Source organism: Nostoc sp. (assembly GCF_036917975.1).
Lineage (GTDB): Bacteria > Cyanobacteriota > Cyanobacteriia > Cyanobacteriales > Nostocaceae > Nostoc.
This window is the reverse complement of the sequence record NZ_JBALEJ010000012.1, coordinates 49,819-68,765: the sequence shown is the minus strand read 5'-3', so window position 1 is coordinate 68,765 and position 18,947 is coordinate 49,819. Positions and strand designations below refer to the sequence as shown.

The following is an 18,947-nucleotide window of genomic DNA, read 5'->3' as shown; positions in this document are numbered from 1 at the left end:
TTTAATGCCCAATTAAGCTTTTGGTAGCAAATGCGAACGCCGAATCAACAAATGCGATCGCCGAAATCACAAATGCGATCACCGAATCAACAAATGCGAACGCCGAATCAACAAATGCGAACGCCGAATCAACAAATGCGATCGCCGAAATCACAAATGCGAACGCCGAAATCACAAATGCGATCGCCGAAATAACAAATGTGATCGCCGAAATAACAAATGCGAACGCCGAATCAACAAATGCGAACGCCGAATCAACAAATGCGATCGCCGAATCAACAAATGACCTAGCTCATTGGTGTGCCCTTACGACTTAATCAGGCGGTGGATCGTTGGCAATAGTGAAAGTTGAGACAAAACCACTCGGCTTGCCGCTCTTGATCGCATCAAAAGTACCTTTAATGGTTCCAGCAATGGGAACAGCAACCAGCGTCCCCAACAACCCAGCAATCTCAAATCCCATCAAAATAGCCACAAAAATCCAGATAGGATTTAGCCCGATAAAGTTTCCGAGTAACCTGGGAGCTAAGAGGTTATCTTTAAGCTGCTGCATCAAAATCGCGGCGATCGCAACTTGAACTGCCAACCACCAATTTTGCAACAGTACTAAAATCGTCACCAGACCAATACCTAAAGACGCCCCAATGAAGGGAATAAGTTCTGAAATACCGATTAATATGGCAAATAACAGAGCAAAAGGTACCTTCATCACTAAGAAAATTGGCGTCAGGGTTAGCACCATGAATAGTCCTAGCAACAACTGGCTGAGAAAGAAGTTCTGGAAATTTAGGCGCAAGGATGCGGTTAGGGGATCTGCAATATTAGAGGGCAAAAGATTGACTAGACCATACCAGACGCGATCGCCATATAAAAGCATATAAAATGCAAGCACAATGACTAACACTATGTCAAGTAATCCTGAGAGCAGTGTTCCAGCAAATCCCACTGCACCAGAAGCTAGCTGTTGCACCAAATTCTGAATATTGGCATTGATTTGACTACTCACAATCTTAAGATCAATTGGCAAACGTCGTTGCTTTGCGATCAACTCAAATTGCTCTAAGTTTGCTTGACTAGACCTTAACCAATCAGGAATATTATTTAACAGTTGGATGGTTTGGTCAATGATCAACGGCACTAAGGTAACGCCTAGAATCCCAAGGAGAGTTAAAGTTGCAAGTAAAACGATGATCACCGCCTGAGTGCGAGTAATCCGAGCGCGTTCAAAGAACTTAACTGGGTAATTTAGGAGAAAAGCCAGAATTGCCGCAATACTCAAGACGGTAATGGGATGTTGGAAATAACGAAAAAGCAAGGACAGCAGCCAGACATTGAGAGCGATAATCGGGCCACTCAGACCATAAATTAACAGGCGTTGAAGGGAGGCTGAACGGCGCATCTTATGAAACCTATTTTAGGTATTCCTTGAGAGAACTTGTAAAATTCTTGATGGCACTGATTATTATCTAATCATCATAGATATTTATAGATATTTTTAACAAAGATATGTATAAGCGTATCTGATAGCAAGGAAACAAATCAAAATGGACAAAACTGTAGCTGACCTTCGCAAAGACTACACCTTAGAAGGTTTAAGCGAACTCGAAGTAGACCTCAATCCTTTTATCCAATTTAAAAAATGGTTCGATCAGGCACTAGCAGCAGAACTCCCCGAACCCAATGCTATGACCATTGCCACTGTTACACCAGATGGTAAGCCTTCAGCCAGGATGGTGTTACTTAAGGATTTTGATGAACGCGGCTTCGCCTTCTTTACCAACTACAACAGTCACAAAGGACAACAACTAGCAGAAAATCCCCAGGCGGCTTTAGTCTTTTGGTGGGCAGAACTAGAACGTCAAGTCAGAATTTCGGGGTATGTGGAGAAAGTTTCCGAAATTGAGTCTAACCAGTATTTTGAAAGTCGCCCTGCCAAGAGTCGCCTGGGTGCGTGGGTATCTAATCAAAGTGAAGTGATAGCAAGCCGAGAAATCTTGGAGCGACGCTTGCAAGAATTCTACAGCAAATATGAAAATCAGGAGATTCCTCGACCGCCTCATTGGGGAGGCTTACGAGTGATCCCCACAGAAATCGAGTTTTGGCAAGGACGCCCTAGCCGTCTGCACGACCGCTTGCTTTATAGCCGTTTAGATAATGGCACTTGGAAAATTGAGCGGTTGTCACCGTGAGGGGATGAGGGGGATGAGGAGGACAAGATAAATTTTCTTCCTCATCTCCCTCATCTCCCTCATCTCCCCCTACTCTTTTTCTTACCAATGGGCGATCGCATCTTGAATTGCTGCCCGTGCTTCTGATAGAGATTTGGTACGGGCATCACCTTCGTTTAGACTATTAGCGTTAATAAATTGAATGTCTGTAATCCCAATAAAACCAAAAATCGTCCGCAGGTAGGGTTCTTGGAAGTCATAGGGAACAGCAGGAGATGTCGGACTAAAGTCACCGCCGCGTGCTGTGATGATAACTGCCTTTTTACCCTGGACTAACCCTTTAAAACCTTGAGCATCTAAAGAAACAGTCCGGTTAATGCGAACAATTTGGTCGATGTAAGCCTTGAAGGTGGAAGGTATATTGAAGTTATACATTGGCACTCCAAAGACGTAGCGATCGGCTGCCAAAAACTCATCTACTAACTCGTCAGAAATCCTGATAGCCTCTGTTAATTCTGGGGTATGGGTTTCTGGTGGTGAGAACGACGCTGCAATCCAAGCTTCATCAACGTGAGGAACTGGGTGATGCCCTAAATCTCGGTAGGCGATCGCATCTTCAGGATGCGCGGCTTTCCAAGCACTGACAAATTCCTTAGATAGTTCTCTGGAGTGCGATCGTTCAGCACGGGGGCTGGAATCAATATGTAGAATGTTTACCACCAAATATCTCCTGATTAGCTAGGATTTCTGCTTTGACCAAGCCCCGTTGGGGCGGGAGTAGGGAGTAGGGAGTAGGGAGTAGGGGAAAAAGACGCTTCTCCAACTCTCATCGTGGGTACAGAGAATGGCGCTAAGAAAAGATACAGCCCTTGCTCTGACTGGTTCCCAGCCTCTAGGCTGGGAACCCATTCTGGGAGGCTCCGCCTCCAGTAGCTTGACAAGAGGCAGAGCCTCTTTTAAATACATTCCCAGCCTCCAGGCTGGGAACAAGACTACACAAGCCTTTAGGCTTTTCTTAGTGCCATTCGGTACAGAGCTACATCTTTCAAGACGATAGCATTGGTCTGGGTTCAGAGCTACGACCAATGCCGTCTTCCCCATTCCCTACTCCCTGTTGGATGACTGTTTTTGAGTCTAAATTTCAAAGCATTACATCAGATACTAAAAGTAACTAGTACCGCAGGGCGGAATTCAAAATGACGCTCTCTACGAGACGCTAAAAGCGAACGCAGACTCGCTAACAAAATTCAAAATTCAAAATGAATACAGCGTAAGGTTTTCAGGGATTTAGAATGGTATATCTATTTACGCCGTGCTGTATTAGTTACTAAAGTAAAGTAGTTAGGAACGTGGATTAAATAAGATGCAAAACTTCATCCTGTCTCTAGCTTCCCTAAATAAATTTAGTTGCTTTGTAACCATTTTTATTTTTCTTTCTTTTGCCTTTTAACTTTTTACTTTTACCTTGTTCGGTCAGGATTTAAGCAGGAAAAATATCTAGAAATTCATTGCCATTAATCACTGTTGTCCAATGCTGATATTTTCCGGGGGCATTCTTTTCCCGTGGGTCTGCTTGCACCAAAGACATAAACTCGTCGTAATGTTCATTGGCACTAGCTCCCACCATGCATCCAGCAGACCAACCTTTGACTGGCTCACCAGGGCTATCTCCATCTGGATTATTAGTTGTGTGTTGATCGACGCTAAAGTTATTACCCTTATCAGGTAAGCGCTCAGGGCCACGCAACACTATAATATCTCCAGTTTGTACTAGAGCCAATTGGTCTCCGGTGCTACCGTGGTGATGACCGACGCTCCAAGCTTGGTATTGCCATGCCTGAATATCCGCACAACCTTTGTCATTCATCGGATTCTCCCAGTAATATTCTCCTGGGTCACAAGTGCCTAACCAATTACCCGCAAAACTGGGAACTTGGTCTTTGATTACTAATACACAACGTCGGTCATTCCAGACAAATGGTGCATTACCATTCCACTGGCCATTAAGGTCTAATCCCCGGAAATAAACGATGTTGATTTCTCCATCATTACCGTTAGTACTAATATGTTGATTATGTAAGCTCAACCACATCACGGTTCGACTTGGCCAGTCGCCGTTGAGTTTAAATCCTGGTATTAAGTAAGTCGGATTGGTATTGAGCAGGCTAGCAGCAATATGGGAATTTATTCCTGGCTCACTGAGATTTTGAAAATGTTTGTAAGCATTTAGCGCCCTAGCGGATTTGGGCCCCCAAGCTCCATCAGGTGAACTTAAGAGCCAAAAATCTTGAAGTCTAGACTGTAATTGTAGTGCCAAGGTCTTGTTGGCTGCGATCGCTTCATCATCTTCGAGCGGTTTGACTGACCCATTGGCTAAACCATAGAGCAAGGCATGAGGATTATCAGTAGATGTAACTGGCATATAAAAATCGGTGTTTGCGATCAGATTAATAATATTTTCTCCAATCCAATATAAACGGATTCCAGAAATTACAGAAGGATTTATTACGGAAGTGATAAATACTTTTATTTACATAATTTCAACAGATTAATTACTTTTTATTAAGCGTCATACAAGTGCCATATATTAGTCACAAAAATGTCATTGACATAAGTTAATTTGTAGGTATTTTATTAAAAGTGTTAGTTGCTATTACTTCAAAATCAGAGAATATTTTGGCTAAAAGATCATTTGAGAGTGAGCTATTGTAGGTTAGCTTCTGTGCTTTAAACCCCAATGAGAAACACAAATTGTCTGGGAGCATCCCAATTTTGCTTAAATCTTTTCCCTCACCCCCATCCCCTCTCCCAAAGATGGGAGAGGGGAGACATAATTCTAGTTCCCCTTCTCCCAAAGATGGGAGAAGGGGTTAGGGGATGAGGGCTATCAAGGTTTTTGCACAATTGGGATGCTCCTAATTGTCTAGTGTAAGGAGTAAATCTTAAAAGAATGCCAACAGGAAAAAATCGTTCGGCGAAAGCCTTCAAAAGGGGTAACAAAGATACCAAAAAACTTACATCCGAACGCTGGCTGTGGTTTTGCGTAGGGATGAGTGGTGTGGCAATGATATCAGCGATCGCCGGAATGCTGTTAGCAGCTTCTTTCAGCAGCAAGCCTTTGGAGAAAACTCAGCTAAACCAACAACAGCAAGCAGTGTTTGATAGAGAGGGCATCACTGGGAGTGGACTACAATTTCCTGCATTAAGTCGCCCTGTAAACATTTTAGTTTTAGGGATGAGTGTGCTGCCCCCAGACATTAAGAACCCACCTCCTGAAAGCCTACATTTGAGATATCAGCCTGAACTAAATTCCTTTGAGGGTCTATCTGATGTCATGCTTCTACTGCGATTTGAGCCAGAAAAGAAAAAATTAATTATGCTTTCCATTCCTAGAGATACCCGCATAGAGGTGTCTGGACATGGTTTAACCAAAATTAATGCTGCCAATGTTTATGGTGGGCCGGCTTTAACCAGCACAACAGTCAGTAATCTCTTGGGTGGAGTAGAAATTGATCGGTATATCAGAATTAACGTTTTGGGAGTCAGCAAGTTAGTCGATGCCTTGGGTGGTGTGACAGTCTACGTACCGAAAAATATGAAATACCGAGATGATTCTCAGCATCTTTACATCAATTTGAAAGCGGGTAAACAACATCTCAACGGAGATCAAGCGCTGCAACTTTTGCGCTTTCGCCATGATGAGTTGGGAGATATTGGTCGCATTCAACGCCAGCAAATGGTGATTAGTGCCTTAACTGACCAAACCCTCAATCCCACCACACTCACTCAACTGCCTAAAATTCTTGACATAGTTAAAGAACATATCGATTCCAACTTAACGGTGGAGGAGTTAGTGGCGCTGTTAGGTTTTATGGTGCAAACTACTCGTTCCAATATGCAGATGTTAATGGTACCTGGTCGTTTTAGCGAAAAGAAGGAATATGATGCTAGCTACTGGATACCAAACAGCAGCCATATTTCTGCGATGATGGCTCAGTATTTTGATTTGGACTCAGCAGCAAAACCAGAATTAGCGCAGCATCCAGCTAGTTTACGAGTTGCAATTCAAGACAGCACTGGTAGCAATCATGCGAATCTGCATCCATTAATCAAAATCTTACAAGAAGCTGGCTATAGCAATATTTATATTACTAAAAGCTTGGGTGAGCCTCTAGAGGTAACTCGGATTATTGCCCAACAGGGAGATCGTGAGAGCGCTCAATCAATTCGTAACACTTTAGAATTAGGTGAAGTCCGAGTGGAAAGTACTGGCAATCTCGACTCTGATATCAGCATCCAAATAGGTAAAGATTGGTTGCAACTAAGAAAAAGTATCTAATAGCATTTAAGAATTTTGACTTGAGATTTGAATTGGAAATTGCCTAGTTGTCAAATATACGCTAATGGCAAATACTAATCTGAAAAATTAGTCATACTTTCGTCATAGGTTTGTCATACTAAAGTCAATGTAACGTGTTTAATTTCAGAAGGATGTATCTTAGCTGAATATCTATTTAAACAGCAATTAGTAGAAGTTTTTTTAGATGTAATTTTTACATATTCACTACTTACTATCCTCAAGAGTACAATATCCTTTGATCAAGTTATGATGTTTTCTTTATTTTTATCGGCTACCTCTTGTTCTAGCGATGTTGATTTAGGTTTTCTAGAATTGAGTTGGTTAAAAATAGTTTTTTTAGGAATTGTACAAGGAATTACTGAATTATTACCCATTAGTAGCACAGCACATTTACGAATTATTCCAGGATTACTAGGATGGAAAGATCCGGGAAGTGCTTTTAGTGCAGCCATGCAGTTAGCGAGTATCGCAGCTGTCATTAGTTATTTTTGGCAAGATTTGAAAAAATTAACAGGTGCAACGGTTAGGGCAATTTCTGAACAAGATTACAGCAACCAATATTTTCGTTTAGCAATTGGATTATTGATTGGTACAATTCCCATTGCTGTTGCAGGTCTTTTACTCAAAAAAAGTCTCAATGGCTGTAATTCTCCTTTCCGCGCCCTGATAGTTGTTGGAATATCATCAATTGTGATGTCTTTGTTGCTTGGAATTGCAGAAGGATTTGGGAAACGCGATCGCGTTTTTAATCAACTATCATTAAGTGACGGGATTTGGGTAGGAATTTCTCAAGCATTAGCTTTAATTCCAGGAGTTTCCCGTTCTGGTTCTACCTTAACTGCTGGATTATTCTTAGGAATGGAGCGAGAAACTGCTGCTAGATTTTCATTTTTACTGGGCTTGCCAGCTGTGATTCTAGCAGGAGCGTTAGAACTGCATACGCTTTTCAAAGCTGGACTTGATGTCAATGGTTGGATAACTTTAATTATTGGTTTAACTACAGCTAGTATTTCTGCTTTTGCCGCGATTTATAGTTTACTGCGTTATTTAGAAAGATACAGTACTTGGGTATTTGTTTGGTATCGTTTGGCGATGGGAATATTCCTCGTGGTTAGTGTCGTTACTGGCTTTTTACCCAACTGATTTTTTAGTGAAGATTATGTTTAAAATCAGGAAATCAAAGAAACTTATTCAGATGAATATTGGTCATAAAAGTTTGATAACCAAGACTCATAAATGAGGAGGCTTTTTATATGATGAATCGGATTTTTTCTAAAAAATTACTAGGACTAGTAGGTGTATCCTTTGTACTTTGTTCGTCTCAATTAGCAATGGCACTTGTACCCAATAACGTTGCGATTATCGTCAATAGTGGCTCTACCAATACGATTGGGTATCGCATTTATGTATCACCAACTGGAGAAGTTAATTATGTTGATGGCAAAGGGTCTAATCGAGGTAAATTATCCAAAAAATTGACAAGAAAGTTTTTTAGCGACGTGAAATTTGCTGAACCTTTATCTAATTTGTCAGTTCAACAAAGTTGTCCAAAATCTGTCTCGTTTGGTACAATTACTACCATTAAGTTAGGCGCCGAGCAGTCGCAAGACATTAGCTGTCCTGGTAATGAGAAAGCTAAACGCTTAGATAATGACGTGATTGCAATTGCGAAAGCTTTAAATGTAGTGAATGTTCCTAAGAGCCAAGGAAAACCACTACCACCCCAGAACTTTTAGTTGATTCACCGATTTGACTGTTTTTAGCTGGGGTTAGCATCGGTGAGAGATTAAGGCAGTTGCACATTTATTAAAATGGTGCAGCAAAAGGACTACAAAATCCAGTACTTCTTGTGGGGTGGGCGTCTCGCCATTGGTGTCAACTTAAGCTGAAACTCCTTTAAAACCTGGTTTCCAGCCTCTGGCTGGAAATGCTGCTCTTGGCGGCTCTGCCGCCAGCAAAAGAGGCAGAGCCTCTAGGACGGCATTCCCAGTCTCCGACTGGGAACGAGGCAATCTAAAAGCTAGTTCTAGACTTGCTTTCACGTTAAGTTGACACCAATGGCGTCTCGCCCGCCCTATGGACTGGGCGGGCAAGATGCCCACCCCACAATACCCCACAATATTGGATAATTTATTTCTTGGAGTTCCCTAAGACAGTTACATCCACACTGAAAGTTCTTCCATATCAAACAGAGCAAGTTTTTGAATGCCAGCTTTTTCGAGACTATTGTCTTGTGTACTTCCGCGCCAGATTACGCAAATTACGAAGTCCACGATCGCACCCTCATTACGCAGCGCTTCAGTACTATTTATAACCTGACCACCTGTTGTAATAACATCTTCAATAATACACAATTTTTTTCCTTGAATATTAATCCCTTCTGCTATTTTTTCAGTTCCATATTCTTTTTTTGTCTTCCGAACAAAGACAACTGGTAATTCAACTTCTAATGAAATTGCTGTCGCTAAAGGAACTCCCCCTAGTTCCAATCCTGCTAGAATTTCTATGTCTGGTGGAATCTTTTTTACCATTTCTTTAGCTAATTGCTTTAGTAACAAAGGATTAGATTCAAACTGGTATTTATCAAAGTAATGGGAAGATATCTGACCAGAACGTAACCGGAACTCGCCTTTCAGATAGGAAACACGAACAATTTCTTTGGCTAATTCGCTATGACTCATTTTTACAAAAAGCTGGATAAAGTGTAAAAAAGCCGATGCATTCTCCATCGGCTTAACTGACAATATTCAACAGATGAATAGTCTACTGTTCTTGAATTGCTGCTGCTTTGGGAGGAAACTGAATTCTGGGATCTGGCATGAAATTGTATCTCAAGTATAATCCTCCCGATACAAATAGGATAATTAACAACCCACCAATACCAAGGGGACTAGGAAGCCAGAAAACAGCTTCTATATGGTTTAGCTCACCGGGCTGGAGTTTCCATACTAATTGATTGCCATTTTTTTCTGGCTCAATCGCAGTTTCAGTTAGTTGAATATTCTTGGCTCCCCAAGGAGTCTTCAAGCTAAATTCTAAGTCGAGAATGGAACCGGCATTAGCTAGAACGTTACCTTTACTGGCAATTAGAGAGAGCGATCGCAAATCTAAATCATAAATTAACCGATTTCTAACTAAAAGTAAAAAATTGTTCTCCTCCAAGAGGACGTTTGATTCAATTTTCGGCAGTTCTGAGTTAGATTCGCTCTGCACAGACTCAGAGGGTTGATTTGCACGCGGGTTAAAAAATTCGTTGAACTTCTCTTGCAATTCCCTACCACTACTAAAAGGAATTGTGACGATGATTTCTTCTTGGGAAACTCGCTGTGTTTTTCCTTCTAGTTGACGGGCGCGGCGCTCTATGCTATTTAACCATTCATATACAGAATCGCCGCTAAAACTGGTTAGCCGTTCTCCCAACTTAATATGCTGTACTAGTTCACCACTATTTGAATTATCAAAGTTAAGCCCTACATCGTACTTAACACAACCAGTCAGTAACAGTGATGTTAACAGCACTAGCCACAGAATAGGATTTCGCATGGGAAAGATGCGGTTCATCCGATTTCGACCATTCAGTGTAAATATAAAACGGAATGGTCTGATTAACCACAAGAAAATCTTTCCAAAAATTGAAGAATTTAGAACCATAAATCTCCCCAAAAGTCAACATATTTTGGATTTTAGGTCGCACCTTTGGTGCGCTTCCAGCGCAACTTGGATTTTGGATTGACCCCACCGATAAACGGATAAAGCTCGAAGATTTTAAATTTTGGATTTTGGTTCATCCCTTACCCCCTTGTGGGTGAGACATGAACCAAAAGAATCTAAAATCTAAAATCCAAAATCTAAAATTGTTATCAGCCAGGGGTTCCTGAAAAATTTAACCAAAGCAAGTACGAGATGGTTAAACCGATAGCAATGAGCGCCACCCAGATAAAGCGATTATCTCTGGTATTGACCTGACTAAGGTCAACAAATTCTGGCTCCGTAGGTTTAGGCTTTTGCTGCACAGAAGATTTAGTAGGTTTAGCAGCGATAGAAATTTTGAGTTCATTATCTGGTAGTGCGCCTAAATCGGGAATTTGGGTCATCCATTCGCTGGGTCTTTTCAGCTTTGGTGCTTTTAAGATGTAAAGCATCTGCCGCGCTTGTTTGCTGATTTCAAAATGGGGATGGCGTTTGAGTCTTTCGCAAAGAGCGATCGCGTCATCTGTGCGTCCAGCCGCTTCATAAGCTGTCACCAGATGAATTTCTACTTCGCCTCCAAGGCGAGAATTACGAGCTAACAGGGCGCTGGCCTTTTCTAAATTTTCTACAGCTTCGCGGTATTGCCCATTTTCAAAGGCAAATTTCCCACTCTGATAGCGGGTTTGAGCAATTTCTAAACTTTCTGTACTCACGTTTTCTATAAAAAATCAGCACTATTTTAATTTTGCCAATGTCAGCAATCTTTTTGGAATCTTTTCAAAAGCTGGCAATCTGAAAGCACTCCTAAGAGGTAAACTGCGAACCGAGAATCATTGTCCCAATCCCAACATCGGTAAAGATTTCTAGTAATAGGGCGTGAGGAATACGACCATCAATGATATGCGCTGCACGGACTCCTTGAGCAAGCGATCGCACACAACAACTCACTTTCGGAATCATCCCACCACTGACTATACCACTAGCAATCAACTCGCGGGCTTCACGGATATCTACTTTTGGAATCAAAGTAGATTGGTCTTTGTAATCTTTTAAAATTCCACTGGTATCGGTCAGTAAAATTAACTTTTCTGCACCTAATGCAGCAGCAATTTCTCCAGCTACAGTATCGGCATTAATGTTATAAGCTTGCCCTGTCTCGTCTGCGGCGACGCTGGACACCACCGGAATATAGCCATTGCTAGCAAGGGTGTCCAAAATCTTGATATTCACATTGCTGACTTCCCCCACAAAACCGATGCCTTCTTGACCTTGGGGACGGGCTGTAAATAGATTACCGTCTTTACCGCAAAGTCCGACAGCCAATCCACCAGCTTGGTTAATTAGCGCGACAATTTCTTTGTTAACTCGACCAACTAAAACCATTTCCACCACATCCATTGTGGCGGCATCAGTGACTCGCAGACCATTCTTAAATTGTGGTTCGATGCCCAGCTTATCTAACCAACTGTTAATTTCTGGGCCACCGCCGTGGACTACAATCGGACGCAAACCGACGCAGGATAAGAATACAATGTCGCGGATAACTTTATCTTTGAGTGCGCTATCTTTCATTGCTGCGCCGCCATATTTGACAACAACAGTGCGACCGGCGAATTGTTGAATATAAGGTAGTGCTTCGCTTAGTACACGTACACGAGTGGCTTCAGTTTGCCTGATGTATTCAGAATCGTTGTCCGTCATGAGGAGCCGCCGTTAAGAGTTAAAACCTATTTCAGTCAGTGTAGAAGACTTTGTAACCTGTAACAATGTCTCATCGCTGTCAAAAGCAGAATAAGCTTTTTCTATAAGTATCACTTACAAGAACTTATTTTTAAGGGACTTCCAAGAAATAAATTATTCAAGGAAACGTAGATGCGGAGCGGCTTGCCGCAGGCTACCACAGAGACAAGGTAACGCGGTCTTCTTCCAAAGGCAGAGGCTAGCGCCTTTCCTTCGGAACGCTCCGCGAACGCGGAGCGTCTCGTAGAGAAGGGGGTTTCCCCCATGAGCAACTGGCGCGCAAATTCCATTCGCTAGCGCAAACGTGTTTTTACAAAAGTGAATACTCCCTTCTCATTCCTATCTTCAGACAGGATATTATTAAATATTATAGATTCCCAAAAATCAAGTATTTATGTCAGACATAATATCAGAATTGTGGACTAATCTTTTTAGATCAGAATCATTTATTCCACACGGACACTGCTATCTATGGCAAACAAATTTAGTTTGGTTACACATATTATCTGACTCGCTTATTGCACTAGCTTATTACTCGATTCCAGCTACACTATTCTACTTTGTCCGTAAGCGAGAGGATTTGCCCTTCGATTGGATTTTTCTGCTATTTATTGCATTTATTGTAGCTTGTGGCACTACTCATTTAATAGAGATTTGGACACTTTGGCATCCCATCTATTGGGTGTCGGGGTTTGTCAAAGCAGTAACAGCCACAATATCTTTTATTACAGCAATAAATCTTGTGTATCTAGTTCCCCAAGCATTGGCATTTCCTAGCCCGGCTCAACTAGAACAAGCAAATCAAGAACTTCAAACCCAAATAGCCGAACGCTTACGGGTAGAGAAGGAACTACGAAAATACCAGAATCATCTAGAAGAAATGGTTGCTGTTCGCACAAATGAAATTACTAAAACTAACGAGCAATTACAACAAGAAATTCTTGAACGTCAACGCATTTTAGAAATTCTCCGACAAAGCGAAGAACGCTACCGTTACTTAGCTGAGGCAATTCCTCAACTTGTATGGACAACTAAACCTAACGGTGAATGTGATTTTTTTAATCAAAATTGGTGCGATTACACAGGACTAACATTAGAGCAGTCCTTAGGTTCTGGTTGGTTAGCGGCACTGCATCCAGATGATGTCCAAAAGGCTGATAAGGTGTGGTCTGATGCTGTAAAAAGTAGGACTATATATAACCATGAATATCGCTTTAAACGGGCTTTGGATGGTTCCTATCGTTGGCAATTAGCGCGAGGTTTACCGCTCAAAGATGAGCAAGGTTTTGTAGTCAAGTGGTTTGGAACATGTACAGATATCCACGAACAAAAACAAATACTTGAAGAACGGGCGCACCTGCTGGAATTAGAACAAATAGCACGAGCGAAAGCAGAAACAGCCAATCGAATTAAAGATGAATTTTTAGCCGTCCTCTCTCATGAATTACGCACTCCACTAAACGCAATTCTCGGCTGGTCAAAGTTATTGCAAAGCCATAGGTTAGACCAAACAAAAACGTCGGAAGCACTAGCCACAATTGAGCGAAATGCCAACTTACAGGTGCAACTAATTGAGGATTTACTGGATATTTCCAGGATTTTGCAGGGCAAACTGACGCTGAATATTACGAAGATTAACCTAGAATCTACAATATTGTCGGCATTAGAGACAATGCGTTTAGCAGCAGAAACAAAGTTGATTGAGGTGAATACAACATTTGAACCAGGTGTGGGAAAAATTATGGGCGACTCGACTCGTTTGCAACAAGTCGTCTGGAATCTCCTTTCTAATGCGATCAAATTTACACCCAAGGGAGGAAAAGTAGAAGTGCGATTAGAGGAAGCTGATGGCTATGCTGAAATAATTTTTAGCGATACAGGTAAAGGAATTAGCGCTGATTTTTTGCCTTATGTGTTTGATTACTTCCGCCAAGCAGATAGCACCTCTACAAGAAATTTTGGGGGATTGGGATTAGGATTGGCAATTGTGCGTAATATTATCGAAATGCATGGCGGCATCGTCAAAGCAGATAGTCACGGTGAGGGTAAAGGGGCAATATTTACTGTTAGTTTGCCACTTTTGTCAGATGTAATACCAAAGCTAACTGATGAACAAAATGACTCTATATTATTAGCTCCTAACTCTTTACCCCTCAGTGGTATCCGGGTTTTAGTTGTCGATGATGATACTGATTCACGAGATTTTGTTGCTTTTGTATTAGAGCAAGATGGAGCTTTTGTCATTGCAGTATCTTCGGCTGATGAAGCATTACAAACCTTAGCAGAGATCAAGCCAGATGTGTTAGTCAGCGATATTAGTATGCCCGATATGGATGGCTATATGTTAATAAATGAAGTGAGAACTTTGACCCCAGAACAAGGTGGGCAAATTCCAGCAATTGCCTTGACTGCCTTTGCAAGAAATGATGACCAGCAGAAAGCGCTAAACGCTGGGTTTCAGATGCATGTACCTAAGCCTCTTAATCCAGAAGAATTAATTGCAGCCATTATTAAACTTATGGGATTGAAGAAGAATAGACATCTCCAGAAATTAAATATGCGTTACCCAGAACCCTTGTAGAGACGTAGCAGTGCTACGTCTCTACGTTATTTTTCGGAGATGTCTAATTCAGAAGTCAGAATCAAGACGCTCGCGGACTCGCTAACGCTGCGCTATCCGCCAGTCGCACAAAATTCATTCTGTTAGCGGTAGCGGGGCGTTTAGCCCATTCTGGCTCCTGAATTCTGTCCGATAAATAATGAGTAATGAGTATTACTTATTACTCATTATTTATTACTCATTACTCATTTATTTATTCCCTGGCGGGCATGGAAGCCAACAGATCAGCTATTTAAGTTGACACTAATGGGCAGTGCCGTGCCCTTACGGGTGTACCTTACGCTTGTCGGGAAATGCTATAGGTATTTCGTAAAACCAAGGGTATTGAGTTCTAAGGCACCTCAATAGGAATCAAAGCATTTTCTGGCAAGTAATTGGAAAAACGCCCTTCATCTGCAAGTACCACAATCAGGCGCAGAGAATAATCTGGCGGAACTTGCAAGTCTGCCCACGGTACTGCCAACTCTAAACAACTATTTATTGCTACTTGAGCGCGACTAAAACGGGGCTGCCATTGATAATTGTCTCCAGCTTCCCGAAACTGAATCGATTGCGTCAGCAAGTTAATTTCTAAAAGGTGGTGGAAAAGATAATTTAGTGGGGCTGCATCTGGTACATCTGCTAAGGGGACTGGGCTATTGACCATTGTTTTTTCTGGATAGAACCACAGTAAATTCAACTCTGTTGGCAAATCCTGCCCTGTTGTAGCGCCACTTTTAAAGTCCAGCCGCAAATAGAAATTTAAGTGATCGGCCCCATACCAAAGTCGCTGGATGACGCTGCTATTGTGCATCGTTCCCCGCGCCCCGCCGATTTCTATACGTCCAGCTTTATCCCAATCTTGCTCATCACCTTTACCATCGATCACAGGATGAATAAACCCTTGTGGTGTGTGGTTTCCCTGTGCTTCGTGGCTTTCCACTGGTTGCTTGAGATAGGGCGGTACAGGTTCATTTAATGCTTTGTAAATGCCAAACAAATGTTCTCGAAACAACTGGTCAAAGATGGCATCTTGATTTGACGAGTGTCCTGCACCAAACCACCAAAACCAGTCTGAACCCTCGGCGGCATACAATGCTTCCCACGCTTCGGGGTTGTTTTCTTCCGTCGCTTCGGGATGACTTGCCAGCATTTTTCTTGCTTCTGTCAAATAATCCCAAGCACGATTTTTGGCAGGATCGCCGATCCAGGTGGTAAAGCTGCCATCCACCCAAGAACCACTATGTAGTTGTCCTCCGGGGATGGTGGCTGTGGCTGGAAATTCTTCGAGAAATTCGGAGACGGTAACGAGTTTGAGGTGGGGTTCATCACTCAAACTTTGATATAAAGCTTCTAGGAAGGGTTTGCCATCTTGGGGATAAAATTCCCAGCAATTCTCCCCATCCAAAGCAATGGTAACTAGCCAAGGTTGTTCGCTTTGACTATCTCTTTGCATTTTAGCGATCGCTTGCAAATGTCCCACTAAATCCGCTGCTGCCTTTTTTGCTGGCATTGTACTATAAGTAAAGCCAATCAAATCTGATAATCTGTGGTCACGAAACACAATTGATAAGTCACCCTCAGCAGTTTGTAGGCGATAGGGTCGGTACAACAATTCTGGTTGCTGCACATTCCCCGCCCCATCCCGATGAAAAAAGTGTTTCAGCGTCCACCCTAAGACGGCTTCATCTGAGCATATCCACTTAAAGCCTTGGTTAATAATATGCGGAAGTATTGCCGGACTTACTGACTGTTCCGAAGGCCACAAACCACGAGGAATCTGTCCAAAGCGGTCTTTATAAAAGTTCCAAGCTTTCTGCAAGTGGCGGGGGATATCTTCTGCCCACTCAAAGCGTTGCTTTGGTAATGTCATATTGGGCACAGCCACTCGCCCAGAGTTAGTATCAGCTAGTAAGGGTAAAATCGGGTGAGTATAAGGCGTGGTAGTAACTTCTAGCTGCCCCGCCTCCTGCATTTTCCGATGTTGGGGGATAATCCGGCTGAGAATTTCTCGCTGCTTGGAATAAATGCGCTGGCGATCGCTTAAAGTAAAATTCCGTCCCTGTTTTAACCAAGCAGCAATTTCTGGATCATCCCAAAATAGCGGATCGATCCAAGCCAAATTGTGCCAAGCTAGCAAATCGCCATAATCTGGCAATTCCCAATTTGCTAAACACCAAGCTTGCCCTTTTTCCTGCCTTTGGTAGTACAACTCGGCATAGCGGGGATGCGGATCAATTAAGGTATGGTGATTGGCATCGAAAAAGTGTTGGATGATGAATTCCCTCTGTTGCTGGGTGAGTTGTTCATCTGGTGTCAAACTGGCTGTAAGGTAAGGGTCAAAAGCAGTGCCAGCAATATAATCTTCTAGTTGCAATATTAGCGATGGAACTAAATTCACCGTTTGGTGTAACTTAGGATACTGTTCTAAGAGCAATACCAAATCTAAATAATCTTTAGTTCCATGTAAACGTACCCAAGGTAGACGGTAGTGCTGACTCGAGGATAGCGAAACGCCGCTGCCAGGAGATTTGTACAGCGGCTGATGTTGATGCCAGATAAAAGCAATGTAGAGAGGATGGGACATAGCGAGTAATTAGGAGTTAGGGATTGGGGATTACAAATTAGGGATTAGGTATTAATGATAAATTATGAATGAAAAAATCCATTCTTCCCTAGTCCCCAGTCCCCAGTCCCCAATCCCTAGACTACTTGCTCAATTTCTGCAATTTCGGGAATCATTTCCTTAAGACGGCGCTCAATACCCATTCTTAGGGTCATTGCAGAACTGGGACAAGAACCACAAGCACCTTGCAGCCGTAGTTTTACAACAGGCCCATCGAGTTCTACGAGTTCCACATTGCCGCCATCAGACATAAGATAAGGGCGCATTTCATCTAAAACTGTTTCAACGTTGTCAATTGTGAGTTCCATAGTTTAGACCTGGTAAGTTAATGATGGGCATTGGGCATTGGGAATGGGGCATGGGGCATGGGGCATTGGGGATTGAATAATAATGATCCCTGTGCCAGATGCGCCGTTACTCATTAACCATTATCCAAAATTTTATTTTCTAGCTTTCTTAAATCGATCCTAGACGCAATTGCAGCTAGTTTGTCAGTTGTTTAATTCACATTTGGCATTTGTCTTCACACGCGCAGCGCTTTTATTACACACTTATCTAGAAGCTTAATATTAGAGTAACTGAACTCAGTAGTGCTGCGATTCCCATCGTAATCACTTTGACTTCACTGTTATTCAGTTTAGTCCAATTTTCCTCAAGGGTAGACTTCACTGCTTGCTTGGGAGCAAGCTATGTTTTGGGTATTACTGGTTTATTTGCGATCGCATCGCAACCTTTAGGGGCGATCGCTAGAACGTAAAATAAAATGTATCGCAGATTTGAGAAATAAGTTCATGCGGCGAGACTCAATTTTTTACAAACTTTTCCAACAATCCCCCACTTTGCTATTTGAACTATTGACAAATTCCCCAATAAATGTACAAGGTTATCGATTTGATTCGGTAGCCGTTAAAGAACCTAAATTTGAAATAGATGGAGTATTTCTACCGCCAGAAAACGTAGGCGCTGGAATTGTATATTTCTGTGAGGTACAGTTTCAAAAGGATGAACAGCTTTACGAAAGGGTATTTGCTGAATCTTCTTTATATTTCTATCGCAACCGTGACAGATTTAGCGATTGGCAAGCGGTTATAATTTATCCGTCGCGCGGTATCGAACAAACCGATATTCACCCTCATCGAACCCTGCTTAACGGAAACCAAGTGCATCGCGTGTATCTGGATGAATTAGGGGATATTCGCCAATTACCTTTATGGATAGCACTGATGGTGTTAACTACTGTAGCAGAAGAACAAGCATTACAAGAAGCTAGATATTTACTTGAGCGTTCTTCTGTTGAACAGTCCGAAACTGCAAGTCGCGTCATAATAGAGATGATCACGACAATAATGGTGTACAAATTTGAACAATTAAGCCAAAGGGATATAGAACAAATGTTAGGTATAACACTACAGCAAACGCGAGTTTATCGAGAAATCAAGGAAGAAGGACGCTCCGAAGGACGCTCCGAAGGGCGCTCTGAAGGACGACAAGAAGAGGCAGCTAATCTTGTAATTCGTCAGTTGACTAAACGATTTAGGCAGGAATTCTCTGAGGAAATACGCTCCTCAGTTTCTAGTTTACCTTTGCCTGTTCTAGAAGATTTGAGCGAAGCACTGTTAGATTTTACCAGCGTGGCTGATTTACAGGCTTGGTTAGAAGTGCGATCATAACTCCCCTAGACCAAGCAAATTACAAATTACGAATTACGAATTATTTTAATTTGTCTGATTTCATTATCTGTAAAAGGATTTACGAAACCTGGTT

General features: G+C 42.1%; 19 protein-coding genes. 9 read left to right on the top strand and 10 right to left on the bottom strand.

Annotation, left to right across the window (positions count from 1 at the left end; genetic code table 11):
• Positions 1-20 precede the first annotated feature (20 nt).
• Positions 21-317 carry a hypothetical protein gene (locus V7K76_RS03795; protein WP_335029671.1) on the top strand — a complete coding sequence of 99 codons (297 nt, stop codon included), beginning with the start codon at positions 21-23 and terminating at the stop codon, positions 315-317.
• Here V7K76_RS03795 and V7K76_RS03790 read toward each other — a convergent pair.
• Entirely contained in the window at positions 314-1,399 is a 1,086-nt protein-coding gene (locus V7K76_RS03790; protein ID WP_334774438.1) for an AI-2E family transporter, read from the bottom strand. The two genes, V7K76_RS03795 and V7K76_RS03790, sit on opposite strands and share 4 nt — an antisense overlap.
• Before the next feature lie 145 nt (positions 1,400-1,544).
• On the opposite strand from V7K76_RS03790, the gene pdxH reads away from it, so the two are divergent.
• A complete protein-coding gene (gene pdxH / locus V7K76_RS03785) occupies positions 1,545-2,189 on the top strand; it encodes a pyridoxamine 5'-phosphate oxidase (RefSeq protein ID WP_334774437.1) in 645 nt (214 codons plus the stop codon).
• A gap of 81 nt (positions 2,190-2,270) precedes the next feature.
• Here the strand turns inward: pdxH and V7K76_RS03780 are convergent, their stop codons facing one another.
• A complete protein-coding gene (locus V7K76_RS03780) occupies positions 2,271-2,888 on the bottom strand; it encodes an FMN-dependent NADH-azoreductase (RefSeq protein WP_334774436.1) in 618 nt (205 codons plus the stop codon).
• Positions 2,889-3,012: 124 nt separating this feature from the next.
• Between V7K76_RS03780 and V7K76_RS03775 the strand changes: the two genes are divergently transcribed.
• On the top strand, positions 3,013-3,225 hold the full coding sequence (locus V7K76_RS03775) for a hypothetical protein (RefSeq protein ID WP_334774435.1): 213 nt from the start codon (positions 3,013-3,015) through the stop codon (positions 3,223-3,225).
• 423 nt (positions 3,226-3,648) lie between these two features.
• Here the strand turns inward: V7K76_RS03775 and V7K76_RS03770 are convergent, their stop codons facing one another.
• Positions 3,649-4,590, bottom strand: coding sequence for a hypothetical protein (locus tag V7K76_RS03770; protein WP_334774434.1), 942 nt, complete (start codon positions 4,588-4,590; stop codon positions 3,649-3,651).
• Between the two features lie 528 nt (positions 4,591-5,118).
• Between V7K76_RS03770 and V7K76_RS03765 the strand changes: the two genes are divergently transcribed.
• The 3 genes from V7K76_RS03765 to V7K76_RS03755 all read left to right on the top strand — a co-directional run bounded on the left by V7K76_RS03765 (position 5,119) and on the right by V7K76_RS03755 (position 8,264).
• Entirely contained in the window at positions 5,119-6,507 is a 1,389-nt protein-coding gene (locus tag V7K76_RS03765; protein ID WP_334774433.1) for an LCP family protein, read from the top strand.
• A 267-nt stretch (positions 6,508-6,774) separates the two neighbouring features.
• A complete protein-coding gene (locus V7K76_RS03760; protein WP_334774432.1) occupies positions 6,775-7,671 on the top strand; it encodes an undecaprenyl-diphosphate phosphatase in 897 nt (298 codons plus the stop codon).
• A 110-nt stretch (positions 7,672-7,781) separates the two neighbouring features.
• Positions 7,782-8,264, top strand: a complete 483-nt coding sequence (locus V7K76_RS03755) for a hypothetical protein (RefSeq protein ID WP_334774431.1) — start codon at positions 7,782-7,784, stop codon at positions 8,262-8,264.
• A gap of 144 nt (positions 8,265-8,408) precedes the next feature.
• Here the strand turns inward: V7K76_RS03755 and V7K76_RS03750 are convergent, their stop codons facing one another.
• The 5 genes from V7K76_RS03750 to argB all read right to left on the bottom strand — a co-directional run bounded on the left by V7K76_RS03750 (position 8,409) and on the right by argB (position 11,919).
• On the bottom strand, positions 8,409-8,570 hold the full coding sequence (locus V7K76_RS03750) for a hypothetical protein (RefSeq protein ID WP_334774430.1): 162 nt from the start codon (positions 8,568-8,570) through the stop codon (positions 8,409-8,411).
• 114 nt (positions 8,571-8,684) lie between these two features.
• Positions 8,685-9,209: an orotate phosphoribosyltransferase gene (pyrE, locus tag V7K76_RS03745; RefSeq protein ID WP_334774429.1), complete on the bottom strand. Its 525-nt coding sequence runs from the start codon at positions 9,207-9,209 to the stop codon at positions 8,685-8,687.
• A gap of 82 nt (positions 9,210-9,291) precedes the next feature.
• Positions 9,292-10,179: a DUF3153 domain-containing protein gene (locus V7K76_RS03740; RefSeq protein ID WP_334774428.1), complete on the bottom strand. Its 888-nt coding sequence runs from the start codon at positions 10,177-10,179 to the stop codon at positions 9,292-9,294.
• A 209-nt stretch (positions 10,180-10,388) separates the two neighbouring features.
• The gene (locus tag V7K76_RS03735; RefSeq protein ID WP_334774427.1) at positions 10,389-10,931 is read right to left on the bottom strand and encodes a tetratricopeptide repeat protein; all 543 of its coding nucleotides are present in this window, start codon (positions 10,929-10,931) and stop codon (positions 10,389-10,391) included.
• 91 nt (positions 10,932-11,022) lie between these two features.
• Positions 11,023-11,919 (bottom strand): acetylglutamate kinase, encoded by an 897-nt coding sequence (argB, locus tag V7K76_RS03730; RefSeq protein ID WP_334774426.1) that lies wholly within the window; start codon positions 11,917-11,919, stop codon positions 11,023-11,025.
• A 433-nt stretch (positions 11,920-12,352) separates the two neighbouring features.
• Here argB and V7K76_RS03725 point away from each other — a divergent pair, with 433 nt between their 5' ends.
• Positions 12,353-14,539 carry a hybrid sensor histidine kinase/response regulator gene (locus V7K76_RS03725; RefSeq protein WP_334774425.1) on the top strand — a complete coding sequence of 729 codons (2,187 nt, stop codon included), beginning with the start codon at positions 12,353-12,355 and terminating at the stop codon, positions 14,537-14,539.
• 370 nt (positions 14,540-14,909) lie between these two features.
• Here the strand turns inward: V7K76_RS03725 and V7K76_RS03720 are convergent, their stop codons facing one another.
• Both V7K76_RS03720 and V7K76_RS03715 read right to left on the bottom strand, forming a co-directional pair.
• On the bottom strand, positions 14,910-17,144 hold the full coding sequence (locus V7K76_RS03720; protein ID WP_334774424.1) for a glycoside hydrolase: 2,235 nt from the start codon (positions 17,142-17,144) through the stop codon (positions 14,910-14,912).
• A 116-nt stretch (positions 17,145-17,260) separates the two neighbouring features.
• Positions 17,261-17,491 (bottom strand): NifU family protein, encoded by a 231-nt coding sequence (locus V7K76_RS03715; RefSeq protein ID WP_012408256.1) that lies wholly within the window; start codon positions 17,489-17,491, stop codon positions 17,261-17,263.
• A gap of 308 nt (positions 17,492-17,799) precedes the next feature.
• On the opposite strand from V7K76_RS03715, the gene V7K76_RS03710 reads away from it, so the two are divergent.
• Both V7K76_RS03710 and V7K76_RS03705 read left to right on the top strand, forming a co-directional pair.
• Complete coding sequence (locus tag V7K76_RS03710) at positions 17,800-17,940, top strand: hypothetical protein (protein WP_334774423.1); 141 nt, start codon at positions 17,800-17,802, stop codon at positions 17,938-17,940.
• A gap of 34 nt (positions 17,941-17,974) precedes the next feature.
• Positions 17,975-18,853, top strand: a complete 879-nt coding sequence (locus tag V7K76_RS03705) for an Rpn family recombination-promoting nuclease/putative transposase (protein WP_334774422.1) — start codon at positions 17,975-17,977, stop codon at positions 18,851-18,853.
• Positions 18,854-18,947 lie beyond the last annotated feature (94 nt).

Bases quoted from the DNA above. Each gene is read 5' to 3' on its own strand.
- pyrE (WP_334774429.1), bottom strand. From the start codon at position 9,209: ATGAGTCATAGCGAATTAGCCAAAGAAATTGTTCGTGTTTCCTATCTG.
- pdxH (WP_334774437.1), top strand. From the start codon at position 1,545: ATGGACAAAACTGTAGCTGACCTTCGCAAAGACTACACCTTAGAAGGT.
- V7K76_RS03725 (WP_334774425.1), top strand. From the start codon at position 12,353: ATGTCAGACATAATATCAGAATTGTGGACTAATCTTTTTAGATCAGAA.
- argB (WP_334774426.1), bottom strand. From the start codon at position 11,919: ATGACGGACAACGATTCTGAATACATCAGGCAAACTGAAGCCACTCGT.
- V7K76_RS03720 (WP_334774424.1), bottom strand. From the start codon at position 17,144: ATGTCCCATCCTCTCTACATTGCTTTTATCTGGCATCAACATCAGCCG.
- V7K76_RS03715 (WP_012408256.1), bottom strand. From the start codon at position 17,491: ATGGAACTCACAATTGACAACGTTGAAACAGTTTTAGATGAAATGCGC.
- V7K76_RS03775 (WP_334774435.1), top strand. From the start codon at position 3,013: ATGGCGCTAAGAAAAGATACAGCCCTTGCTCTGACTGGTTCCCAGCCT.
- V7K76_RS03790 (WP_334774438.1), bottom strand. From the start codon at position 1,399: ATGCGCCGTTCAGCCTCCCTTCAACGCCTGTTAATTTATGGTCTGAGT.
- V7K76_RS03760 (WP_334774432.1), top strand. From the start codon at position 6,775: ATGATGTTTTCTTTATTTTTATCGGCTACCTCTTGTTCTAGCGATGTT.
- V7K76_RS03705 (WP_334774422.1), top strand. From the start codon at position 17,975: ATGCGGCGAGACTCAATTTTTTACAAACTTTTCCAACAATCCCCCACT.
- V7K76_RS03740 (WP_334774428.1), bottom strand. From the start codon at position 10,179: ATGGTTCTAAATTCTTCAATTTTTGGAAAGATTTTCTTGTGGTTAATC.
- V7K76_RS03765 (WP_334774433.1), top strand. From the start codon at position 5,119: ATGCCAACAGGAAAAAATCGTTCGGCGAAAGCCTTCAAAAGGGGTAAC.
- V7K76_RS03770 (WP_334774434.1), bottom strand. From the start codon at position 4,590: ATGCCAGTTACATCTACTGATAATCCTCATGCCTTGCTCTATGGTTTA.
- V7K76_RS03755 (WP_334774431.1), top strand. From the start codon at position 7,782: ATGATGAATCGGATTTTTTCTAAAAAATTACTAGGACTAGTAGGTGTA.